The sequence below is a fragment of the Formosa sp. Hel3_A1_48 genome (assembly GCF_001735715.1).
GTDB lineage: Bacteria > Bacteroidota > Bacteroidia > Flavobacteriales > Flavobacteriaceae > UBA3537.
The window spans coordinates 115733-140903 of sequence record NZ_CP017259.1; the positions used below are offsets into that span (position 1 = coordinate 115733).

The window sequence follows — 25171 nt, forward strand, 5'->3', positions numbered from 1 at the left end:
AATAAACCTATTTTTGTACCATGGTAAGAGAGATTAATAGCTTAAAAAACCCTAGAATAAAAAACCTCTTTCAACTGAAGGAAAAATCAAAACAGCGGCGCGCACAAGGACTCTTTATTATTGAAGGCAAGCGTGAGGTTCTTTTAGCGGTTAATAGTGGGTACACAATAAAAACTATTTATTTTGACCCTCTTTTATTTGATCTACAAAAACTTAAGCAATTAGAAAATCATCAAATTGAATGGGTAAAAATTAATACAAAGATTTATGAAAAAGTAGCTTATCGAGGTAGCACAGAGGGAGTTTTTGCTGTTGCACAATCCAAAAATTTAACTTTGGATGAATTAAAAATCGACTCCAAAACCCCATTGATCTTAGTAGCTGAATCGCCTGAAAAACCTGGAAATATCGGAGCATTGCTAAGAACTGCAGATGCTGCAAATGTTGATGCTGTTTTTATAGCGGACCCCAAAACCGATGTGTATAACCCAAATGTGATAAGATCTAGTGTCGGTGGCCTATTTTGCACCCAAGTTGTGGTAGGATCATCCGCTGAACTTATTGATTATTTAAGCGCACAAAAAATTGAAATTTACAGTGCTATTTTACAAGATTCTAAACCCTACACAGCGCTAAATTACAAAAAGCCAACTGCTTTGGTAGTAGGCACTGAATCTGATGGACTTACTGAACAATGGCGTGTTGCTGCAAATCAATGTATACACATACCTATGCTAGGTAAAGTTGATTCTATGAATGTTTCTGTAGCGGCTGGTATTCTTATGTTTGAAGCAAAACGTCAACGTGGATTTAACTAATTCTAGCAGTACAAATTGTTTATACATTTTTTATTAAAAAGTATAAATCACGGTTGTTTGTTACAAATGTTTGTTTTAGATTTAGGGTATGACTGCAGAAGATATTAAAAAAGAAAATGCCGCTATAGCTAAGGAGTACAAAGAACTTCTAAAGATCAGCTACCGCAATTTATCTGCTGCTGATAAAAAAATGATAAGAAAGGCTTTTGATGTTGCAGTTGATGCGCACAAAGACCAGCGTAGAAAATCAGGAGAAGCCTATATTTTTCACCCTATTTCTGTAGCTAAAATTGTAGCATCTGAGATTGGATTAGATGCAACTTCTATTGCTGCTGCCCTTCTCCACGATGTTGTAGAAGATTGTGAAGACTATTCTATCAGTGATATTGAGCAGTTGTTTGGGGAAACTGTAGCACGAATTGTCAATGGGCTTACCAAAATTTCTAGCTTAAAAAAAGATAAGGATATTTCGCTTCAAGCAGAGAATTTTAGAAAAATGCTGCTAACGCTAAATGATGATGTTCGTGTTATTATTATCAAAATAGCGGACCGTATGCACAACATGCAAACAATTCAATCGCTGCGGGAAGATAAACAAATCAAAATTGCCTCTGAAACCCTATATATTTATGCGCCATTAGCCCATAAAATAGGACTGTACAATATTAAATCAGAGCTTGAAGATTTGGCTTTAAAATACACTGAACCAGAAGTTTATGAGTCTATTTTACTAAAACTAAAAGAAAGTAAAGAAGATCAAGACAATTATATAAGTGAAATTAGTACGATTTTAGAAGGAGCCCTGACTAAAGAAAAAATTAGATACGAAATAAAAGGTCGTCCAAAGTCTATTTTTTCCATTCGGCGCAAAATGCAAAAGCAAGGGGTTTCATTTGAAGAAGTATATGACAAGTTTGCTGTCCGAATAATATATAAATCCGGACTAAAAAACGAAAAGTTTTTAGCTTGGAAAATTTACTCCATTGTTACCGATTTTTTCAGGCCAAATCCAACGCGTTTAAGAGACTGGATTTCATCACCAAAATCAACGGGCTATGAAGCGCTTCATATCACAGTAATGGGTCCTAAGGGGCGCTGGGTAGAAGTTCAAATTAGGAGCGAACGAATGAACGAAATTGCAGAAAAAGGGTATGCAGCACACTACAAGTACAAAGAAGGTGAAATTAACAATGATGAAAACCTAGAAAGTTGGATCGGTAAACTGCAAGAGGTAATGGACAATCCAGGTGCAAATGCGGTAGATTTTGTAGAAGAATTTAAACTAAATCTATATGCTAAAGAGATTTTTGTATTTACGCCCGAGGGTGATTTAAAATCCCTACCCAAAGAAGCCACACCATTAGATTTTGCGTTTAGTATTCATACCGAGGTTGGCCTAAAAACAAGAGGTGCAAAAGTCAATGGTAAGCTCGTTCCTCTAAGTCATACTCTAAATAGCGGCGATCAAGTCAGCATTATCACTTCCGAAAATGCCACACCAAATTCGAACTGGTTGGACTATGCAACGACAGCGCGAGCACGCAGTAAAATAAAATCATCGCTCAAGGCAGAAAAGAAGCTTATTGCCCAAGAAGGAAAAGAGATTTTGAGACGAAAACTCAAGCAACTCAAAATCAATTTGGATGAGCGCTCTGTAAATGAATTGGTTAACCATTTTAAGTTGCAAACTAGCCTTGATTTGTTTTACAGGATCGGTATAGGAAGTATTGACAACCCTATGTTGAAAAAGTTTGCCGCATCTAGAAGTAACGTTTTGGTTAGTTTTATTAAAAGTAAAATCCAAAGAAAAAAAGCTACACCTTCAGAAACTATTGATAACGATGAGATTACCTCAAAGTATGACATGCTTGTTTTTGGTAAAGAGGAAGAAAAACTTAACTATAAAGTAGCTTCGTGTTGCAATCCAATTCCTGGTGATAAAGTGTTTGGATTTTTAAGTATCAAAGAAGGAATAAAAGTGCACAAAAAAAACTGTCCAAATGCTGTGAGTCTACAATCCAACTATGCATACAGAATTATATTAGCCAAATGGATTGATTCTTCACAACAAGTATTTAGAGCTGTAATCAAGCTTACTGGTATTGACGAAAAAGGACTCGTTAGTGATATTACAAAATTAATTTCTTCTAACATGAATGTGAACATTAAAAGCATCAAATTTGATTCGGATAGTGGTACATTTTATGGGGAGATAGCCGTAGAAGTCAACAACACAAGCTTTGTAACTAAACTCATGAATCGACTAAAAAAAATAAATGGCATTGAAAAGGTTTCCAGAGTCTAAAAATTAGTTAAATTTGGAGTTTCGATTATGAATATAAAATCAAAAAATAGCGATCAGGAAATTGTAAAAAATGTTTTTACAACTTATCTCGAAGAAAATAGTCAGCGTAAAACGCCTGAGCGTTTTGCCATACTGCAAGAAATCTATGATAATGATGAACATTTCGATATTGAATCTCTGTACATCAAAATGAAAAATAAAAAGTATCGTGTTTCGCGTGCAACTTTATACAACACCATTGAATTATTGTTGGAATGTGGGCTTGTACGTAAACATCAGTTTGGTCTCAACCAGGCGCAGTATGAAAAATCTTATTTTGACAAACAACATGATCACGTGATTTTAACAGATACTGGAGAAGTTATCGAGTTTTGTGATCCAAGAATTCAAACCATAAAAAAAACCATTGAAGAAGTATTTGACATTGACATACAAAACCATTCTCTTTACTTCTACGGAACAAAAAAAAACACTAAAAACTAACATAACACATGGCTGTAGATTTGCTATTAGGACTCCAGTGGGGCGATGAAGGAAAAGGGAAAATTGTTGATGTACTAACCAAAAATTACTATATAATAGCACGATTTCAAGGAGGGCCAAATGCAGGCCACACTCTTGTTTTCAATGGGATGAAACACGTTTTACACACTATCCCATCAGGAATTTTTCACGAAGATGTTAAAAACCTTGTAGGAAATGGAGTTGTTATTGATCCTGTAATTTTCAAAAAAGAATTAGATAAACTAACAGATCAAAATGTAGATTACAGAAAAACACTATTGATTTCTCGTAAAGCACATCTTATTCTTCCTACTCACCGATTGTTAGATGCTGCATCTGAAGCGTCAAAAGGCAAAGCCAAAATTGGGTCTACCCTCAAAGGAATTGGACCAACATACATGGATAAAACTGGAAGGAATGGTATTCGCGTTGGAGATCTAGAATTAGAAAACTGGAAAGCAAAATACAGGCAACTCGCTAATAAACACCAAGCGATGATTGATTTTTACAATATTGAGCTTGAATACGATTTGGATGAATTAGAGATTGAGTTTTTTAAAGCTGTTGAGACTTTAAAATCTTTAGAATTCATTGATTCAGAGGAGTATTTACATCAAGCCCAACGCGATCAAAAATCTGTGTTAGCTGAAGGTGCTCAAGGCTCCTTGTTGGATATTGACTTTGGTACATACCCATTTGTCACTTCGTCTAATACAACTGCTGCTGGCGCTTGTACCGGTTTAGGAGTTGCACCGAACTCCATAAAGGATGTTTTTGGAATTTTTAAGGCCTACACCACACGTGTAGGATCTGGCCCCTTCCCTACTGAACTTTTTGATGAAAATGGTGAAACCATGAGTCGTGTAGGTCATGAATTTGGGGCCACTACAGGAAGAGCTAGACGATGTGGATGGTTAGATCTAGTTGCACTTCGTTATGCTTGTCAGGTCAATGGTGTAACACAACTTATGATGATGAAAGCTGACGTGCTCTCAGGATTTAAAACTTTAAAAGTTTGCACTGCATACAACTACAAAGGCAAAGAAATAAAACATCTGCCCTATAACATAGAGTCAGAAAGTGTTAGTCCAGTATATACTGATTTTAAAGGATGGGAAGAAGATTTGACCAGCATGGACAGTGCCAAAACACTTCCTGAATCACTCATTAACTATATTGAATTTCTTGAGGACGAACTACAAATCCCTATAAAAATTGTTTCTGTAGGCCCTGACCGAAAGCAAACGATTTTTAGGTAAAAATACCGTCCCTAGCTCCAGAGTGCTCTTTTATTTTATATTGATTTAAGCATAAAATTTTAGAGATTCCCTATTTTTGTTGAAATTCGAATCCAAAGCCGTGAACATAAAGCACATCATATTTGTTTATTTTATTTCAATGCCATTCTTCACAAGTGCGCAAGAAAGAAAGCAAATAGAAATTGAATATGCTCCATATATGGACATAGTTGAAGATAAACCAGGGGCGACAATTTTAACGCGTAATAATTCAAGCCAAGTACATGTCAAGCACAAAGGAATCGAACTTTGGTGCAATGAGGCAATTTATTATGGTAATGAGGATTTTATCGAAGCTTATGGTAATGTGCGCGTCAAACAAGGCGATAGCATCAATATGACTTCTAAGTATGTTGAATATAGTGGTAAAACACAATTAGCTTACGCTAGTGGCGATGTCATTTTGATCGATCCCAACTCAAAGTTATATACTGATGTTTTGCATTTTGATCGTATCAGGCAACAGGCGTACTACAATCAAAAAGGTAAGGTAGTTCGCGACACTTCGGGAACGATTACGAGTACAAGAGGTAGATACTACATGACATCAAAAAAATATCAATTTGTAGACAATGTAAAGCTTGTAAACCCAGAATATATTATAGATACTGAACAGTTAGATTTTTACACTGAATCTGGATTTGCATTTTTATACGGACCTACAACTATAACGAGTGAAGCAAGTGTAATTTACTGTGAACGTGGATATTACAACACTAATAACGACACTGGGTATTTTGTTAAGAAATCGAAAATCAATTACAATGACCGCATTGTTGAGGGTGATAGTCTCTATTTTGACCGCAATAAAAGCTTTGCTTCAGCTACAAACAACATCACTGTCACGGACACACTAAACAACAGTATAATCAAAGGGCACTACGCAGAGATTTTTAGAGAAAAGGACTCAGTTTTTATTACCAAAAGAGCACTTGCTATTACTGAACAAGAAAATGACTCTATATTCATGCACAGTGATACATTGATGGTAACTGGCCCAGCTGATAATCGAATTATCCGTGGATACTACAATGCTAAAATGTTTAAGTCTAATCTGAGTGGAAAAGCAGATTCTATTCACATGAATCAAAAATCAGGATTAACGCAACTCATTAATTTCTACGATCTTGATTCAGATGTATTCACAAAGAAAAAACACCCTATTTTATGGCACTTTGAAAGTCAAATTACAGGTGATTCTATCCACTTGATTTCAAATTCTAAGAACGAAACACTTGATTCACTTAAAGTGTTTAACAATGCATTTGTGATAAATAAAGATAGTTTAGGTGAAGGTTATAATCAAATTTCGGGCAAACGCCTAAATGGTTTATTTGTTGATAATGCGTTGGAAACCATTGATGTAATTAAAAATGCAGAAACAATATATTATCTACGTAATAGTGAAGATGAGTTGATTGGCATCGATAAATCAAAATCTGGTGCCATAAAAATATGGATTTCGGAAAATGAGATTGACGAATTAAGGAAGCTTAATCAAATTGGTGGGATGACCTATCCTGAAGAAGATTTTCCTGAAAAAGAACGAAAATTAAAAGGGTTTATTTGGCGGAACGATGAGCGACCAAAAAGTATAGAGGATTTGTTTGCTGATGATCCTCCATTAAATTTACCTAAAATTAAAGGGTTGGAGGAATATAAGCCTCAAAAAGAATTTTTCGATGAAGAACTTCGAAAGCGTATTGATGATGCTGCAACATCAAAAAAGAATAAAAAATCAAATACGGTCAAAAAAGATCAGCCAGTTTTGAAGCCAATCAACAAAGCCGCTCGAAACCTTCCCCCAAAGAAATTAAATCTTGTAAAGAATAAAAAACTTAAAACTATTAAAGAAAATTGAGTAAAAGCGATTTTTTAAGGTTTCAAGCACAAACAACGCCACACCCTATAGCGATGGAAATTTCTCATGCTGAAGGGTGTTATATATATGATAAAGATCAAAAAGGATATCTTGACTTTGTAGCTGGGGTGTCAGCCTGTAGTTTAGGCCATAGACATCCAAAAGTTGTTGAGGCTATAAAGAATCAATTGGATCGCTACATGCATGTAATGGTATATGGTGAGTACATTCAAAAGCCAGCTTTAGAACTCACTCGTCTATTGGCACAACACCTGCCTAAACATATTGATAAAACTTACCTCACAAATTCAGGAACAGAAGCCATTGATGGAGCCTTGAAATTAGCTAGGCGTTTTACAGGAAGATCTGAACTTATTGCAGCACATAGAGCCTACCACGGAAACACCATGGGAGCACTAAGTGTGATGGGGTATGAAGAACGTAAGCAGCCTTTTAGACCCCTGCTCCCAGATATTCGTTTTATTCATTTTAACGAAGAATCCGAACTAAAAAAAATAACTACAAAAACTGCAGCTGTCATTTTAGAAACTATTCAAGGTGGTGCAGGGTTTATAGAACCCCAAAATGATTATTTACATAAAGTTGAAAAAAGATGTAAAGCCATGGGGGCATTATTGATTTTAGATGAAATCCAACCCGGCTTTGGACGAACAGGGAAAGTTTTTGGTTTTGAAAACTACAATTGTACTCCTGATGTTGTAGTGGTAGGAAAAGGACTTGGCGGAGGGATGCCTATTGGTGCATTTTCGGCTTCGGCAAAACTAATGGATAGCTTATCCGATGCGCCAAAATTAGGTCATATTACTACTTTTGGTGGACATCCTGTTATTGCAGCAGCAGCTTTGGCTACGCTCAAAGAAATTACTCAAAGTTCGCTAATGCAAGAAGTTTTGGAAAAAGAGAAAATTATCCGTAAGTCTTTGAAACACCCGCTCATTAAAGAAATCCGTGGCAAAGGATTGATGTTAACACTGATTACACCAAATGCTGAAATTACAAATACAGTTGTTGTAAAAGCAATGGAAGAAGGACTTATTTTATTTTGGCTTCTATATGAACCCAAGGCTATACGAATAACTCCTCCATTGACGATAAGTACTGAAGAATTGGCATTGGGATGTACTACAATATTAAAAATATTAGATTCTGTTTTAGAAGACTGTTAATTAATTTGTTGAAAACATTAAGCAAGACAGTTAAAGCCAGCCTGATATAGCCCTAAATTTATTATAACAAAAATTACTCTATGGAGTTAAGCCCTTCTAACGACAGTCAAAAATTCTCATTGAAAAAATTTGAGTCAATGTTAAAAACAAACAATGTTTTTTTCTTTGATTCAAGTGAATTTGAAAACATCATCCATCATTACCTAGAAATTGGAAAAGTTGCCTTAGCAAAGAAAGCCATCAATTTAGGGTTAGACCAGCATCCCTCATCAATAAATTTAAGGTTATTTCGTGTCGAAATTTTAATTTTTGAAAATGACTTTAATGCTGCCGAAAAGTTATTAAACTCACTTTTCGAACTAGAACCAAACAACGAGGAGCTTTTTATACAACGCGCTAATATTTACTCCAAAAAAGACCAACACCACGAGGCTATTGAAACTTTCAAGGAAGCCCTTAAAATTGCTGATGATTGTTCTGAAATTCATTCTTTAATAGGAATGGAACACCTCTTCTTAAATCAACATGAACAAGCTAAGACACATTTTATGAAATGTGTTAATTTAGACATAGAAGATTACTCCTCTTTGTACAACATTATCTATTGTTACGAATTTTTGAACCAAACAAAAGAAGCTATAAAATATTTGAATTGGTATTTGGATCAAAACCCATACTGTGAGGTAGCTTGGCATCAGTTGGGAAAACAATATTTGGAGGAACAGGAACTAAAAAAAGCACTTACTGCTTTTGATTTTGCAATTATTTCTGATGATACATTTGTTGGAGCGTATTTAGAAAAAGCAAAAGTCTTAGAACGCTTAGACCGCCATGAAGAAGCCATAGAGCAATACACTATTGCGATGGGCATTGAAGGAACTACAGCCTTTACACTGCTTAAAATCGGTTTTTGTTATGAACAAATCAAAAAAAATGATTTAGCTCTTAAGTTTTATAATAAATCAATTGAGGAAGATCCTGCTTTTGATAAAGGTTGGATGAGTATTTCATTGTTTTATTTTACAAAAAAAGATTATTTAAAATCTTTATTCTACATAAACAAAGCCATTGATATTGACAGTGAAAATGCTAATTATTGGTTGTTTTACTCTAAAATTAATGAACGCTTGAACTATCTTGAAGAAGCCGAGCGTGGGTACAAACGAACTCTCGAGCTTGGAGAATGTAGTCTTGAAACCTGGATTTCTAGAGGAGATATACTACTTAAGTTAGGAGAATTAGAAGCTGCGAAATATAATTTTGTTCAAGCTTTAGAGCAGCATCCTAAGAGTGAAGAATTGGAATTTAGAATTGCTGGTATTTGCTTTAAGCTGAATGAGCCAGAAACTGGATATACACACTTACTCACAGCACTTCACTTCAATGCTGAACATGTTTTTATTTTAGAAGAATTATTTCCTGAAATTTACACGCAAAAAGCAGTTTCGCATTTCATTAAAAGCTACAATAAAGCGTCCAACTAATTTATTTATCTTTATCGTTTACTAATCTATTGACATGAAACGTAATTTCGTTGATTATTTCATTCTTGTGTTCAAAGGAATGGCTATGGGTGCTGCGGATGTTGTTCCAGGCGTATCTGGTGGTACAATTGCATTTATTTCGGGGGTTTATGAGGAATTAATAGCTACACTTAACTCCATTAATTTAAATAGTTTAAAAACTTTAAAGTTGCAGGGAGTATCTGCTACATGGAAAAGGATTAATGGTAATTTTTTGCTTGCGCTGTTTGGAGGTATACTTTTAAGCATTCTCTCACTTTCCAAATTAGTTGCTTGGCTTCTTCATGAAGAGCCAGTATTACTCTGGGCCTTTTTTTTCGGTCTTGTGCTTGCAAGTATAATATTTGTACTTAAGAAAATCAATCAATGGAATTCTGCTGTATTCTTAGGCTTGATCTTAGGCGGGGTTTTTGCTTACCAACTCACACAATTGAATGCTTTGGGAAATTCCGACAGCAACTGGTACTTGTTTTTATCTGGAGCTATCGCTATTTGTGCTATGATTCTTCCTGGAATTTCTGGCGCTTTTATCTTGGTTATTTTAGGGAGTTACGCCAATGTTCTACAAGCACTAAATGACAAAGACATAGCGAAAATAACAATATTCATGACTGGTGCTTTAATTGGTATTTTATCATTTTCCAGGTTACTTAAATGGTTATTCAAAAGATTCAAAAATATGACTTTAGCCGTACTGACAGGGTTCATGATTGGCGCGCTTTCAAAAATATGGCCATGGAAAAAAACACTTAGTTTTAGAGAAAACTCAGACGGAATTAGTGTTCCACTCAAAGAACAATGTATCGCACCATTTTCTTTTGATGGTGACCCACAACTATTATCAGCTATTGGGCTAATGCTTTTTGGTTTTCTTATGATCTTCTTTTTAGAAAAAATTGGCGCGAAAAACAAAAAAATTGGCTAAATACAATTCCATAAAAGATAAACTAATTCTCATAGCAAAGGGACTGGCGATGGGAACTGCAAACAAGGTGCCTGGTGTTTCAGGTGGTATTGTAGCTTTTGTTGCAGGATTTTATGAGGAATTTATTTATTCGCTTCAAAAGTTTAACCGCAAAGGATTGATGTTACTTTTTACAGGACGATTTACTGCATTTTTCAATTATGTAAATGGGCGATTTTTGAGTCTACTTTTTCTAGGGATGATCATCAGTTATTTTAGTGTTTCGAAAGCACTAGATTTCCTTATCGTACAGTACGAATTATATGTGTGGAGTGTATTCTTTGGGATGATTATTGGATCTGTTATATACATATATAAAGACTTTAAATCTTGGAATAAAGCTACTATTTTTATCACATTTACAGGTATTTGCTTAGGGCTGGGTATTAGTTTTTTAGACCCGGCTACTGAGAATGATAATTTACTCTTTGTGTTTTTCTGTGGTATGATTAGTATTACGGGAATGACTCTTCCTGGGTTTTCTGGATCTTTTATCCTTATTCTTCTTGGGAATTATGTTTTACTACTGGTCGATGCGGTAAATGCCTTGTATGAAGTAATTATCGCTTTATTTAGTGGGAATTTTCATGTGTTTTCTGATTCTTATTACATAAGCATGCTTAAAATATTACTCGTATTCACAATAGGCTCTATTGTTGGACTTGTTAGTTTGTCGCATTTCTTATCTTATGTCTTAAAGCGCTACAAAAATAACACACTGGCGCTCATTATGGGGTTTATTAGTGGCTCGCTTGGTGTAGTCTGGCCTTGGAAGGAAACAATTTATAAAACAAATCATGAAGGGTTAGTTCAATTAGATTCTAGGGGGAAGCAAATTATTGAAAATTTCGATCGCTTTATCCCCGAAATCAACATAAATACCTTTTATGCTATATGCTTTATTTTACTAGGTATTGGCATTGTTTTAAGCCTAGAATACTATGGAAATAATCAAAATAAAGAACTATGAAGCTATTTGGTTTAATTGGAAAAAATATTGATTATTCTTTTTCTAGAACATATTTTTCTAAAAAATTTGAGCAAGAAAAATTAAACTGTGTTTATAAAAATTTCGACCTACAATCTATAGATGAGTTCCTTAGTATTTTTGAGACCAATACGATTTCAGGACTTAATGTTACAATCCCCTACAAAGAAGTTATCATCCCCTTTTTGGACGAATTAGATGAAGAGGCAAAAGCCATCGGTGCAGTAAACACAGTCAAAATCGAAAATGACAAATTAATAGGTTACAACACCGATCATCACGGGTTTTCAAAAAGCATACAACCTCACCTTCGCAAAACGCACAAAAGAGCACTAATTTTAGGAACAGGAGGAGCATCAAAAGCAATTGCCTATGCTTTGGAATGTCTTGGGATAGAGGTTAGATTTGTTTCGCGTAAAAACCATAACAAAGAAATCTACAAATATGAAGATTTACATACTCAAGTTATTAAAGAGCATACCATCATAATAAATTCTACGCCGCTTGGTACATATCCAAATACCGAAGATTGTCCAAATATTCCATACGGAGAACTCAGTGAAAATCATTTAGTTTATGACTTAATTTATAATCCAATGGAAACTAAATTTTTGAAATATGGAAAAAAAGCAGGTGCAAAAACAATTAACGGTCTAGAAATGCTACACTTACAAGCCGAAAAATCATGGGAAATTTGGCATTTATAATTTAGAGAAATATTTTGAGTTTGTAAATTTAAGGGATAAGTGTATATTTATGGTCTTAAGCAAGACCGAACCCAAAACCTTAGATTATGACAACGCACGACATCCTGCAGGAAGCAGACGGAATATTAGACGAAAAAAAAGAAGAGTCTACAAACTTTGAGTCAACTGATGAGCAAAGCCCAAGCTCTAAAGAAAAGACTGAAAAAGAAAGTACACCAACTTCTGAAAAAGAATTAACTCCAGATAAAACCGAAAGTTCGCCTAAGCCTAAAGAAGCTGCTTCAGAAACAGCACAAGAAAATAACAATATTGAAGAGCAAAAAAAAGACGTTAACTACAATGACTATTCTTTAGAAGCTCTGGTTTCAGACTTTGAAGAATTGCTGAAAAACGATGACCTCTACTCCACCCGAAATAAAATTAACGCCATAAGAAGAGTATTCAATGAAAAGTTTTCAGCAATATTAAATGACAAAAAAGAAGCATTTTTGGCAGAAGGAGGCAACAGTATTGATTTTAGTTTTGACAGCCCAATAAAAAAACAATTTAATGCACTATCAAAACAATTTCGAGATAAGAACGAAAAATACCAAAAGCAAAAAACACAAAATTTTAAGCAAAATTTAGAATCGAGACTTAAAATTATAGAAAATATAAAAGGCTTAATTGATGTTAGTCAAAGCAGTACTACTACCTACAATAAATTTAAAGATTTACAAGAACAATGGCGTAAACTAGGTAAGGTGCCGCCCAAAGATGCTAATAATGTCTGGAACAACTACCGTCATCACGTAGAGAAATTTTATGATTTCTTACACCTAAACAGGGATCTACGTGACCGTGATTACCAACACAATTTAGAGAAAAAACAAAAACTAATTAAAAGTGCTGAAGCACTCGCATCTGAAGAAAATTTAGGCCGTGCTTTTAGAGAACTACAGGCTTTACACAAAATTTGGAAAGAAGAACTAGGCCCAGTAGCTAAAGAATATCGTGAAGTATTATGGGAGCAATTTGGTGCGGCTACAAAGGTTATTAACGATAAACGGCAGGCTTATAATGTCCAAATTGAAAAAGAGTTAATGATCAATTTTGAGGCTAAAGAACTGATTATTGATAAAATAAAAAGTATTTCTGAAATTGAATACGACAGCCATACTGAATGGCAAAAACGAGTGAAAGAAGTTGAAGCACTTCGAGAAGAGTTTTTCAAAATTGGAGGGGTACCAAGAAAAAAAAGAAATCAATCATGGACGGATTTCAAAACCGCTGTGCGTAATTTTAATAAATCTAAAAACAACTTTTATAAACAGCTGAAAAAGGCCCATAGTGAGAATCTTAAAAAGAAAAAAGAGTTAGTAGAAATTGCCGTTCAAAACAAAGACAATGAGGACTTAGAAACTACTGTTGTTTTGATGAAAAACATTCAAAATCAATGGAAGAAAATTGGTCATATTTCAAGAAAAGATAGCAACAAATTATGGAGTGAATTTAGAGCAGCATGTAACCACTTTTTTGACCGTTATCATGAACAAAAGAATACAGGAACTGCTGAAGAAAATGATGCATTAATTCAAAAGGAACAACTATTTGAGGAGGTTAAATCTTTCAAATCAACAAACGACAAAGAAGCAGATTTAAAAGTGGTCAAGCAATGGTCAAAGCAATGGACAGCAATAGGACGTGTTCCTAAAAATAAACACTCTATTGACAGGGAATTTTTTAAGGCCATAAGTAAACAACTTGAAGATATTGGTGTGAGCGAAGATGAATTAAAAGCATTAAAATACACCAACAAAATTCAAGAGTTAAGTAAAGACCCAAAAGCACTTAATAATGAAATTTCATTTGTGCGGAAAAAAATAGATGAAATAAAAGCTGAAATGAACCAATTAGAAAACAACCTCCAATTTTTCTCTAATGTTGCTGACGATAACCCCGTAGTTCTCGATGTACAAAAGAAAATTGAGAGACACAAAACTCAATTAGAGCAATGGACCAAAAAGCTGTCCAACATCAAAAGAACGATTAAGTAAACCCTATACCCGTTTTGCTTCTTCCCAAATGACATCCATCTCACTAAGAGACATGTCTGATAATGTTCGTTTTTTTAACTTGGCCTGTTGTTCCAGATACTGAAACCGCTTAATAAATTTCTTATTTGTGCGTTCCAAGGCGTTCTCCGGATTTACGCCAAGAAAACGGGCGTAATTAATCAATGAAAATAAAACATCACCAAACTCGGCTTCAATAGCTTGTTGATCATTGGTTCTAATCTCATCACGCAATTCATTTAACTCCTCCTCTACTTTTGCAAATACTTGTTCTGGTTTTTCCCAATCAAAACCTACACCTGCTACTTTTTCTTGTATACGTGTTGCTTTAACTAAAGCAGGTAAACTTTTAGGAACGCCTTCTAACACGCTCGACTTACCTTCTTTAAGTTTGATGTTTTCCCAATTTTGTTTCACCTCTTGTTCGCTTTCTACATTAATGTCTCCATAAATATGGGGATGACGCTGAATTAATTTTTCACAAATACCGTTCAATACACTTGTGATATCAAAGTCATTAGATTCGCTTCCAATTTTGGCATAAAATACAATGTGCAACAATAAATCACCCAACTCCCCTTTAACCTCTTCTAAGTTTTGATCTAAAATGGCATCAGCCAATTCATAAGTTTCTTCAATGGTAAGTGGACGCAGAGACTCTAAGGTCTGTTTTTTATCCCAAGGACACTTGGAACGCAATTCGTCCATAATAGTTAATAAGCGGTCAAATGCTTCTAATTGTTGTTTACGTGAGGTCATTTATTCTAATGTTAAATTGCTAATTTCAGCAGCTACAGAGTTAAATTCTTTTACTAAATTTTTTACGATTTCGGACACAGGCAAGATATCATCTATAACCGCTGCTATCTGACCAATTTCTAATTCCCCTTCGTCTAAATCTCCTTCGAACATACCCTTTTTAGCACGTCCCCGTCCGAGATGCGCTTTGAGTTCATCGCTGGTTGGATTGTTTTTGTATAATTCCATCAACTCATTAAAAAATTTATTTTTCAACAAGCGAACAGGGGTTAATTCTTTTAGTGTAAGTTTTGTAGATCCCTCTTGGGCTGAAACTACAAGATTTTTAAATGCTTCATGGGCAGAAGACTCGGTACTTGCTACAAATCGACTTCCTATTTGAACACCATGTGCACCTAAGGTCATTGCTGCTAACATTGCCCTGCCTGTGGCAATACCCCCAGCAGCGATGACAGGAATGGATACGGACTTACAAACCATTGGGATAAGAGCAAAAGTAGTCGTTTCTTCTCTTCCATTATGTCCGCCTGCTTCAAAGCCTTCGGCTACAACAGCATCAACTCCTGCAGTTTCTGCTTTTTGTGCAAATTTCACACTACTGACTACATGCACAACAGTAATACCATGTTTCTTTAACCAAGATGTCCAAACCGATGGATTACCTGCTGAAGTGAACACAATCTTAACGCCTTCATCTACAATAATCTGCATAATTTCTTTAATATTTGGATAGAGTAATGGGACATTAACCCCAAATGGTTTTGATGTAGCAGCAGTACATTTTTGAATATGTTTACGAAGTACTTCTGGGTACATCGAACCAGCACCAATAAGTCCTAAAATTCCTGAGTTTGATGCCGCAGAGGCCAATTTCCAGCCACTATTCCAAACCATTCCGGCCTGAATGATTGGGTACCTTGTATTGAAAAGTTTGGTCATGATATAGTTTTAACGAAAAAATTATTCACTAAAAATGATACCACAATTTAAGAAATTACACCCGAACCAACTAATTCATCATTTAAATACCACGCAACAAACTGTCCTTCTGTTATTGCTGTTTGCGGGTTAGAAAATGTAATGTAAAGCCCTTGCTTGGTTTGATAAAGAGTCGCTGGCTCAAGAGGTTGGCGATAGCGAATTCGTGCCAAAACATTAAGCTCTTCTCCAGAGCTTATTGCTAAACCTGGGCGAACCCAATGAAGATCATGATTAGGTACGAATAAAGATGAGCGTAGTAATCCAGGATGGTTTTTACCCTCACCAACGTAAACTATATTTTCATCAACATCAGTATCAATTATAAAAAGAGGTTCTTTAGTGCCGCCGATTGCCAAACCCTTGCGCTGGCCTTTGGTGAAAAAATGTGCCCCTTGATGAGTCCCTAAAACAGTTCCATCCGTTATTGAGTATGCCGGTTTTGAAGAAGCATAAGCCAAAGCATCTTCCTTAGAATCAAAAATTGGTGGTGGCGTGAGATAAGCTTCAAATTCTTCTGAAATTCCTACTATCGATCCTGTTTTAGGCTTCAATTTTTGTTGCAAAAAATCAGGTAAGCGAACTTTACCAATAAAACACAATCCTTGAGAATCTTTTTTATCGGCTGTTACTAAACTCAAATCCTGCGCTATTTTTCTAACTTCTGGCTTTGTCAATTCACCTATTGGAAAAAGAGTTTTTGCTAATTGTTCCTGAGATAGTTGACAAAGAAAATAAGATTGGTCTTTCGCAGAATCTAATCCGGACAACAATCGATATTCTATTGATTTAGATCCTGAATCTGTAACAGATTTTCTACAATAATGACCAGTGGCAACAAAATCGGCACCAAGAGAAAGCGCAATTTTAAGAAAAACATCAAATTTAATTTCCCTATTGCATAAAACATCGGGGTTTGGTGTGCGGCCTAGTTCATATTCCCGAAACATATAATCCACTATACGCTCCTTGTATTCTTCACTTAGATCTACGGTTTGAAAAGGTATTTCTAGCTTTTCAGCCACCAACATAGCATCATTACTGTCGTCAAGCCAAGGACACTCATCGGATATAGTAACAGAATCGTCATGCCAATTTTTCATGAACAAGCCAATGACATTATATCCTTGTTTTTTCAACAAATGCGCTGCAACACTAGAATCTACTCCACCAGAAAGTCCTACTACAACTGTTTTCATGAAACAAATTTAATAAATATAAATCGAGAAAATTTGTACTCTATTTTTTTCTACGCTCTTGAGCTGCCTTTTGTTTTTCAGCTTGTTCCATAATCTCAGCCATTTTCTTCTGAAAACGGTTTTGTTTCTTTGGCTTGGCTTTACTAACATTAATTTTGGCTAATACCTTTTCTTCATCAATAATATAATTTTTGATCACGAGCATTATACCTATACTGATTAGGTTTGAAACGAAGTAATAAAGACTCAAACCAGAAGCATAATTATTAAAGAAAAACAACATCAGAAGTGGTGAGAAATAGATCATGTATTTCATCATTTTTGCCATGTCTGGCATTCCTTCTTGGACTGGCTGGTTGGCCATATTCTGACCTGTTGTCATCCGCATGTAAAAGAAAATTGCGATGGATGCAAGAATAGGAAACAAACTAATATGATCTCCATAAAATGGAATATTAAAAGGCAACTCTGCTATAGTGTCGTAAGAACTCAAATCTTCAACCCAAAGAAATGGTTTTTGACGCAACTCAAAAGCTATGGGGAAAAACATAAACAAAGAGTAAAACACAGGTATTTGAAGCAATCCGGGAAGGCAGCCACTTATTGGACTAGCACCTGCCTTGTTTTGCAAGGCCAATGTTTCTTGTTGGGCCTTCATCTTGTCTTTCTTATGCTTTTGACGAATGGCATCTAACTCAGGTTTTAAAATCTTCATTTTTGCCTGAGATAAGAATTGTTTGTACTGAACAAATGATAACAAAATTTTGACCATTATAGTCATCACAATAATAGCAATACCATAAGACAAAAAGCTGCTTAACCAAGCATATAAAGGACTAAATACAGCTTTGTTAATCCACCCAAAAATACCCCATCCAAAAGGAATACTTCCTTCAAGGTTTTTATTGTACTTCTCAAGGACCTTATTGTAGGTTGGTCCAAAATAGAAATTCATGTCATACGCCAATTCTCCAGCTGCGTAATTGATAGGAAATTTTGTATTGTAGCGCTTGGTATATACCGTATCAATCGTTTCATCATCAACGAGATCAAAAGAACTTATACGCGCTTTTTTTAGAGGTGAGTCAGGGACCAAGATAGAACTAAAGAAATGCTGTCTGTACGAAATCCAAGAAACATTTTCTAAATCTTCTTCGTCCTCACCAGCTTGAGAAAGTTTGCTTGTTTTGTCACCGTCATACTCATAGGATAAGCGGGTGTACCTGTTTTCAAATGTAATGCTCTGATCTTGCCGAAGTGCTTTAAGATCCCACTCAAAATTTGCAGCTTGGTTTGAGTTAAAAGTACCGGAAAGGCCTTGAGAACGCACGGAAAACCCAAGCATATGATCGTTGGGTTTAAGCGTGTAAATATATTCTAAGTATTGGTCCTCCGAAACTTTTAGTTTCATGGATAAAACTGTGTTATTCCCGTTTGTACTGTAAGATGGCTCAAAGTACAAATCAGAGGTGTTTAATGTTCTATTATCTGCTGTGGAGAAATTCAAATTAAATCGGGCTGTACCTTCTTTTACAAGAAAGACTGGTATGGAATCGTAGTTGACAAAAGTTTTAAGCTTTACTTCAGAAATCGCACCACCCTTATTATTAATTTTTAAAGCCAATAAATCGTTTTCAAATGTAGTAAAATCGTCTTTAGCTGATGGTAATTCTAACGAATAGGCAAAATCTCCTATTTGACTCTTTTGCTGAGCTAGAGCAATATTTTGATTAGAATCAATAGCTTCAGTTCCAAGGTCAGCCTCTGCGTTTTTGTCTATTTGTTCTTGTTGGGCTTCTTTTGCGGCTAATTGCTCAGGCGTGGGCTGATTTTGCCATAACATGTACAATAAAATAGCTCCAATGAGTAAAAATCCAATAAGTGAATTTGTATCTAATTTTTTTTCTTCCATGATTGGTGATTTAATTGGTATTGATCTGCCAATTTAAATAATGTTTTAATTGGATGTTTTGTTTTTCAGCGCTGCTTTAATAAAGGCCTTAAATAAAGGGTGTGGTTTGGCTACTGTGCTTTTATATTCAGGATGGTATTGAACCCCAACAAACCAACAGTGCTTGGGTATCTCTATAATTTCTACAAGACCAGTTTCGGCATTTATTCCTGTAGCAATCATTCCATTTGCCTCTATTTCGGATTTGTAGAAATTATTAAATTCGTATCGGTGTCTGTGCCGTTCGTTTATAGCATTTGATTTGTAAGCATCGTAAGCAATGGATGGCATTGATATCGTACAGCCCCATGACCCAAGGCGCATTGTACCTCCCATTTCCTCGATTTGCTTTTGGTCTTCCATCAAGTCAATTACAGGGTTTTCCGTAGAATCATTCATCTCAGATGAGTTGGCATCTTTGTGACCTAAAACTGTACGGGCAAATTCAATTACTGCCATTTGCATTCCTAAGCAAATACCGAAAAATGGAATATTATTCTCACGAACATACTTGATGGCTTCAATTTTACCCTCTATTCCACGTTCACCAAAACCTGGAGCTACCAGAACACCGTCTAAGTCTGAAAATAGCGCTGAGATATTTGCTGAGTTAATATGCTCTGAGTGGATGGACTTAACGTTAACTTTAACTTCATTTGCTGCGCCGGCGTGGGTAAATGCTTCAAGGATTGATTTGTACGAATCTTGCAACTCGACATATTTTCCAACTAAGCCAATAGTGATTTCATGTGTAGGATTTTTATGACGATGTAAAAAAGTATTCCAAGACGAAAGATCAGGCTGGTGGCGTTGGAGATTAAGTTGATTTAAAACAACTTTGTCTAAGCCTTCGTCAAGCATTAGATTTGGCACATCATATATCGTAGATGCGTCTATAGACTGAATTACGCATTCTTCTTTGACATTACAAAACCGAGCTAATTTAGTACGAATAGACTGACCAAGTTCATGTTCAGTACGACAAACCAAAATATCAGCTTGCACACCACTTTCCATAAGGGTCTTCACGCTGTGTTGCGTGGGTTTCGTTTTCAATTCTCCAGCTGCGGATAGGTAAGGAATAAGCGTTAAGTGAATGGCCAAAGCATTGTCATTACCCATTTCCCATTTTAGCTGGCGTACTGCTTCAACATAGGGTAGAGATTCTATATCGCCAACAGTTCCCCCAATTTCAGTGATGACTATATCGTAGTCGCCGGAAGATCCTAATAACTTAATTCGCTCTTTGATTTCGTCTGTAATATGCGGGATAACTTGTACTGTTTTACCAAGAAAAACACCCAATCGTTCTTTATCAATAACACTTTGATATATTCGCCCAGTGGTAACGTTGTTGGCTTGTGATGTAGATACATTTAAAAACCGCTCATAATGACCAAGGTCTAAATCTGTTTCTGCACCATCGTCAGTGACATAACATTCACCATGCTCATATGGATTTAATGTACCAGGGTCGATGTTGATGTAAGGATCGAGTTTTTGAATAGTGACACGGTAGCCTTGGGCTTGAAGAAGCTTCGCCAAAGATGCAGCTATTATGCCTTTGCCTAGTGATGAACTCACACCTCCAGTAACAAAGATGTATTTAGTTGTAGTTTGTGTCATTCTGCGCTTGTAAACGCAAACAAATTTACAAATAACTATTTAAATTTTACGAATAAAATTAAGTTGTTTGTGAACAATTTAGTTATTTAATTTTGTTAGCGACAAAAAATTAAAAAACAGAGCGAGTAAGCTATTTGATAGCAACTAACTCAACGTCAAAGATCAAATTAGCATTAGGAGGTATTACACCACCAGCACCTTGGCTTCCATAGGCCAACGCACTTGGAATAACAAACCTAGCTTTTTCGCCAACGTGAAGTAAAGCGATACCTTCATCCCATCCAGCAATTACCTGCCCGACTCCAAGAGTAAATTCAATGGGATCATTTCTTTTGTACGACGAATCAAAAACAGTTCCATCAGCTAATTGCCCTTTGTAATGCACAGATACTATATCGTTTTTATGAGCTTTTTTTCCTTCTCTTTGCTGTAAAATTTGATAGCGGAGACCACTTTCAGTTTTATTAAAACCGTTTGCTAATTTTTCAATTTGAGCCTCAATAGCAGCTTTTTCTTCATCAATCCTTTTAGCACGTGACCCCTCAAAAGTTCTAAAGGCCTCTATGGCGTTAAACGTTTCAGCCTCAGCACCAACTGCTAAAATCTCTAGAGAGTCTAAAGAATCGCCTTGTGCGATGCTGTCCACTACAGACTGGCCCTCAATGGTTTTACCAAAAACAGTATGTTTACCATCTAACCATGGTGTTGGAACGTGAGTAATGAAAAATTGACTACCATTAGTGCCAGGACCTGCATTAGCCATAGATAAAATTCCCGGTTGATTGTGCTTAAGCTCTGGGTGAAACTCATCATCGAATTTATAACCTGGATTACCCGTCCCGGTGCCCTGAGGACATCCACCTTGAATCATAAAGTCTGGAATAACACGGTGAAAATTTAAGCCGTTGTAATAAGGTTGACCTTGTTTTCTAACTGCATTTTCTAAGTTTCCTTGAGCGAGTGCAACAAAGTTACCTACTGTTCCAGGTGTTTTTTGATACTCTAAACTTACTAAGATTTCTCCTTTTGAAGTTGTGAATTTGGCATAAAGACCGTCTTGCATTTGTTTTAGATTTTTTGTTTAATTTTTAAAAAAGCAAATGTAAGGAGGTTTTAAAAAAGAAAGAAATTTATGAAAGATTAGTTGGCTACTTCACTAAAAAATTTGATTCGGTACAGACGGAGTTCCTCATCGTCATAATCCCCATCAAATTCTTCGATGGCAGCTTCAATATCGTCTGTATCAGATTCCATGAAGTACTCATGAATTTCTTCTTGCTGGTCTTCGTCCAATACCTCATCGACCCAATAATTAATATTCAACTTAGTTCCGGAAAAAACAATAGATTCTAATTCCTTTATAAACTCATTCATTTCCATTCCTTTAGCGGTAGAAATGTCTGTAAAAGGCAATTTTCGATCGATATTTTGAATAATATAAAGCTTTAAAGAAGAATTTGATCCCGTAGATTTAATAACCAAATCCTCGACTCTAGTAATGTCATTTTCCTTAACATATGCATCAATTAGGGCAACAAAATCTCGTCCGTAGCGCTTGGCCTTACCCTCACCAACTCCGTGAATATTTTGCAGCTCTTCAATGGATATTGGGTATTTGAGTGCCATATCTTCAAGTGATGGATCTTGAAAAATCGCAAATGGAGGTACTCCTATTATTTTTGCACTTGATTTTCTTAAATCTTTAAGCATGCGAAACAAAGTCTGATCAGTTTGGGTTTTTGGTAACTTACCATAGACCCCCGTCGATTGGTTAGAATAGTTGTGGTCCTCAGTCATTTTAAATGACTTTGGCGCTTTCAGATACTCAAGCCCGCTATTTAAAATTTTAACTACACCATATGATTCAATATCCTTTTTTAGTAGCCCTGATACCAAAACTTGCCTAACAAGAGCCATCCAATAATCAACGTCTTTGGATTTACCACAACCAAAAAAGGCTTGTTCATTAGTTTTATGTGATAAAATTAATGCATTCTCTTCACCAATAATTACCTTGACTAAATCTTTTATCTTGTATTTTTCTTTGGTTTGCTGCACTGTGTTAAGCAACAGAACAACATGATCTTTAGCTTCAACTTGGGGCTTAGGATAACGCGCATTGTCATCCATATCTCCTCCATCTCCGCTATAGTTGTCAAATTCTTCTCCGAAATAATGTAGAATAAATTTTCTTCGAGATATAGAAGTTTCGGCTAATGCCACCACTTCTTGGAGTAAAGCAAAACCAATTTCTTGCTCTGCTACGGGCTTACCCGACATGAATTTTTCTAATTTTTCAATATCTTTATATGCATAGTATGCAAGACAGTGTCCCTCACCCCCATCACGTCCAGCACGGCCCGTTTCTTGATAATAGCTTTCTATACTTTTTGGAATATCATGATGTATGACAAAGCGTACATCGGGTTTATCAATACCCATACCAAATGCAATTGTGGCGACTATAACATCTACATCTTCCATTAAAAACATATCTTGATGTTTTGATCGAGTTTTAGCATCTAGACCAGCATGATAAGGGAGTGCTTTTATTTGGTTGACTTGTAGAATCTGCGCTAATTCTTCAACTCGCTTTCTACTCAAACAATATACTATGCCGGATTTCCCTTCGTTTTGTTTAACAAAACGTATAATATCATTATCCACCTGACTAGTCTTGGGAACAATTTCATAATAAAGATTGGGTCGATTGAAGGAAGCTTTGAATGTCTTAGCGTCTGTAATTGATAAATTTTTAAGAATATCTTCTTGAACCTTGGGGGTTGCAGTTGCTGTCAATCCTATTATGGGAACATCATCGCCAATGTGCTGAACTATCTGTCTTAAATTTCGATATTCTGGCCTGAAGTCGTGCCCCCATTCACTAATGCAATGGGCTTCGTCAACAGCCATGAAGGAGATTTTTTGATTTCTTAAAAACTCCTTGTTGTCCTCCTTAGCTAATGATTCTGGTGCGACGTATAATAATTTTGTTGTACCAGCTTCAATATCGGACTTTACTTGTTTAATCTCGGTTTTGTTAAGCGAGGAATTAAGCACATGAGCAACACCTTGGCTTTCAGAGACCCCTCGAATGGCATCCACTTGATTCTTCATCAGCGCAATAAGAGGTGAAACAACAATGGCTGTACCGTCTTGCATAAGCGCCGGTAGTTGATAACACAACGATTTGCCGCCACCAGTTGGCATAATTGCAAATGTATGTTGGCGAGACATTATACTTTGAATAACTTGTTCTTGAAGCCCTTTAAACTGATTAAAGCCAAAATAATTTTTTAAAGCTTTGTGAAGATGTTCGGAAGATGTATTCATTAAAATATTTAAATCGGTAAATGGATCAACAGTATAATAAAAAGTTAACTTGTATTAAAAATAATGATTATCCACTAATTTTTTGTTTTTTTGCAATCCAATTCTAAGATAACTATATTTACTGTACTACACAATAAATTATGAAAACTTTAATATCTAAAAGCGTGATTATTGAAGCAGCAAAACGGTCTATTTCTGAACAAGGAGATGCAATAAAAAATATCGTTAATTTTCTCGACGATTCATTTGCTGAGGCTGTAGAACTAATTCTTAAATCAAATGGGCGTGTCATAATTACAGGGATTGGTAAAAGTGCAATTATTGCCAACAAAATCGTAGCTACACTAAACTCCACAGGAACACCTTCGATCTTTATGCATGCAGCTGACGCTATTCACGGAGATCTAGGCTTGGTACAAAAAAAGGATATTATTATTTGTATATCCAAAAGTGGAAATACACCTGAAATTAAAGTGCTAGTGCCCTTACTCAAACGAGCAGGAAACCCGCTGATTGCCATCACGGGAAATAAAAATTCATTTCTTGGAGAAGAATCTGATTTTATATTTAATTCCTATGTAGATAAAGAAGTTTGCCCAAATAACTTAGCACCAACAACAAGCACTACCGCTCAATTAGTAATTGGTGATGCTTTAGCGGTTTGTTTGTTACAAATGAGAGATTTTTCGAGCGATGATTTTGCAAAATACCACCCAGGTGGAGCGCTTGGAAAAAAGTTATTTCTTACCGTAAGAGACCTTGCCATGAATAATGAAAAACCAAATGTTGGACTAAATTCAAACATCAAAGACGTTATAATCGAAATTTCCGAGAAGCGACTTGGTGTAAGTGCAGTTGTAGAACAAAATAAAATTAAGGGAATAATTACGGATGGTGATTTAAGAAGAATGTTGGCAAAGACTGAAAACTTTACTAATTTATCCGCCATCGATATTATGACCAAGAACCCCAAGTCAATAGACATCAACGCCATGGCAGTAGATGCCATGCAATTGATGGAAAAACATGAAATCACTCAACTACTTGTTACGGATAACGAAATGTACGCTGGGGTCGTTCACCTTCATGACCTAATGAAAGAAGGAATATTGTAAT

Annotated in this window: 19 protein-coding genes; 12 read left to right on the forward strand and 7 right to left on the reverse strand. The window is 35.7% G+C overall.

The window, feature by feature from the left end:
- Window positions 1-20 precede the first annotated feature (20 nt).
- From FORMA_RS00585 to FORMA_RS00635, 11 genes are all read left to right on the forward strand, one after another.
- Entirely contained in the window at window positions 21-818 is a 798-nt protein-coding gene (locus tag FORMA_RS00585; RefSeq protein WP_069673837.1) for a TrmH family RNA methyltransferase, read from the forward strand.
- An 88-nt stretch (window positions 819-906) separates the two neighbouring features.
- Window positions 907-3123 (forward strand): RelA/SpoT family protein, encoded by a 2217-nt coding sequence (locus tag FORMA_RS00590; RefSeq protein ID WP_069673838.1) that lies wholly within the window; start codon window positions 907-909, stop codon window positions 3121-3123.
- 27 nt (window positions 3124-3150) lie between these two features.
- Complete coding sequence (locus FORMA_RS00595; RefSeq protein ID WP_069673839.1) at window positions 3151-3606, forward strand: Fur family transcriptional regulator; 456 nt, start codon at window positions 3151-3153, stop codon at window positions 3604-3606.
- 8 nt (window positions 3607-3614) lie between these two features.
- Window positions 3615-4886, forward strand: a complete 1272-nt coding sequence (locus FORMA_RS00600; protein WP_069673840.1) for an adenylosuccinate synthase — start codon at window positions 3615-3617, stop codon at window positions 4884-4886.
- A 139-nt stretch (window positions 4887-5025) separates the two neighbouring features.
- A complete protein-coding gene (locus FORMA_RS00605) occupies window positions 5026-6786 on the forward strand; it encodes an OstA-like protein (RefSeq protein WP_157506001.1) in 1761 nt (586 codons plus the stop codon).
- 53 nt (window positions 6787-6839) lie between these two features.
- Entirely contained in the window at window positions 6840-7973 is a 1134-nt protein-coding gene (locus FORMA_RS00610) for an aspartate aminotransferase family protein (protein WP_069675386.1), read from the forward strand.
- Between the two features lie 80 nt (window positions 7974-8053).
- The gene (locus FORMA_RS00615) at window positions 8054-9457 is read left to right on the forward strand and encodes a tetratricopeptide repeat protein (protein WP_069673841.1); all 1404 of its coding nucleotides are present in this window, start codon (window positions 8054-8056) and stop codon (window positions 9455-9457) included.
- A 34-nt stretch (window positions 9458-9491) separates the two neighbouring features.
- Window positions 9492-10421, forward strand: coding sequence for a DUF368 domain-containing protein (locus tag FORMA_RS00620; RefSeq protein ID WP_069673842.1), 930 nt, complete (start codon window positions 9492-9494; stop codon window positions 10419-10421).
- Entirely contained in the window at window positions 10414-11430 is a 1017-nt protein-coding gene (locus FORMA_RS00625; protein WP_442856318.1) for a DUF368 domain-containing protein, read from the forward strand. The genes FORMA_RS00620 and FORMA_RS00625 overlap by 8 nt, the downstream gene beginning before the upstream one ends.
- Complete coding sequence (aroE, locus tag FORMA_RS00630; protein WP_069673843.1) at window positions 11427-12155, forward strand: shikimate dehydrogenase; 729 nt, start codon at window positions 11427-11429, stop codon at window positions 12153-12155. The genes FORMA_RS00625 and aroE overlap by 4 nt, the downstream gene beginning before the upstream one ends.
- Before the next feature lie 86 nt (window positions 12156-12241).
- Window positions 12242-14191 (forward strand): DUF349 domain-containing protein, encoded by a 1950-nt coding sequence (locus FORMA_RS00635; RefSeq protein WP_069673844.1) that lies wholly within the window; start codon window positions 12242-12244, stop codon window positions 14189-14191.
- Between the two features lie 3 nt (window positions 14192-14194).
- Here FORMA_RS00635 and mazG read toward each other — a convergent pair whose 3' ends face one another.
- The 7 genes from mazG to FORMA_RS00670 all read right to left on the reverse strand — a co-directional run bounded on the left by mazG (window position 14195) and on the right by FORMA_RS00670 (window position 24055).
- Window positions 14195-14968, reverse strand: a complete 774-nt coding sequence (gene mazG, locus FORMA_RS00640; RefSeq protein ID WP_069673845.1) for a nucleoside triphosphate pyrophosphohydrolase — start codon at window positions 14966-14968, stop codon at window positions 14195-14197.
- Window positions 14969-15907, reverse strand: a complete 939-nt coding sequence (locus FORMA_RS00645) for an NAD(P)H-dependent flavin oxidoreductase (RefSeq protein ID WP_069673846.1) — start codon at window positions 15905-15907, stop codon at window positions 14969-14971.
- Between the two features lie 47 nt (window positions 15908-15954).
- Window positions 15955-17145, reverse strand: a complete 1191-nt coding sequence (gene mnmA / locus FORMA_RS00650) for a tRNA 2-thiouridine(34) synthase MnmA (RefSeq protein ID WP_069673847.1) — start codon at window positions 17143-17145, stop codon at window positions 15955-15957.
- A 40-nt stretch (window positions 17146-17185) separates the two neighbouring features.
- A complete protein-coding gene (yidC, locus tag FORMA_RS00655) occupies window positions 17186-19057 on the reverse strand; it encodes a membrane protein insertase YidC (RefSeq protein ID WP_069673848.1) in 1872 nt (623 codons plus the stop codon).
- 45 nt (window positions 19058-19102) lie between these two features.
- On the reverse strand, window positions 19103-20722 hold the full coding sequence (locus FORMA_RS00660) for a CTP synthase (RefSeq protein WP_069673849.1): 1620 nt from the start codon (window positions 20720-20722) through the stop codon (window positions 19103-19105).
- Between the two features lie 130 nt (window positions 20723-20852).
- Complete coding sequence (locus FORMA_RS00665; RefSeq protein ID WP_069673850.1) at window positions 20853-21785, reverse strand: peptidylprolyl isomerase; 933 nt, start codon at window positions 21783-21785, stop codon at window positions 20853-20855.
- Window positions 21786-21862: 77 nt separating this feature from the next.
- Window positions 21863-24055: a RecQ family ATP-dependent DNA helicase gene (locus tag FORMA_RS00670; protein WP_069673851.1), complete on the reverse strand. Its 2193-nt coding sequence runs from the start codon at window positions 24053-24055 to the stop codon at window positions 21863-21865.
- A 140-nt stretch (window positions 24056-24195) separates the two neighbouring features.
- On the opposite strand from FORMA_RS00670, the gene FORMA_RS00675 reads away from it, so the two are divergent.
- Complete coding sequence (locus FORMA_RS00675) at window positions 24196-25170, forward strand: KpsF/GutQ family sugar-phosphate isomerase (RefSeq protein ID WP_069673852.1); 975 nt, start codon at window positions 24196-24198, stop codon at window positions 25168-25170.
- The last annotated feature ends 1 nt before the right edge of the window (window position 25171 follow it).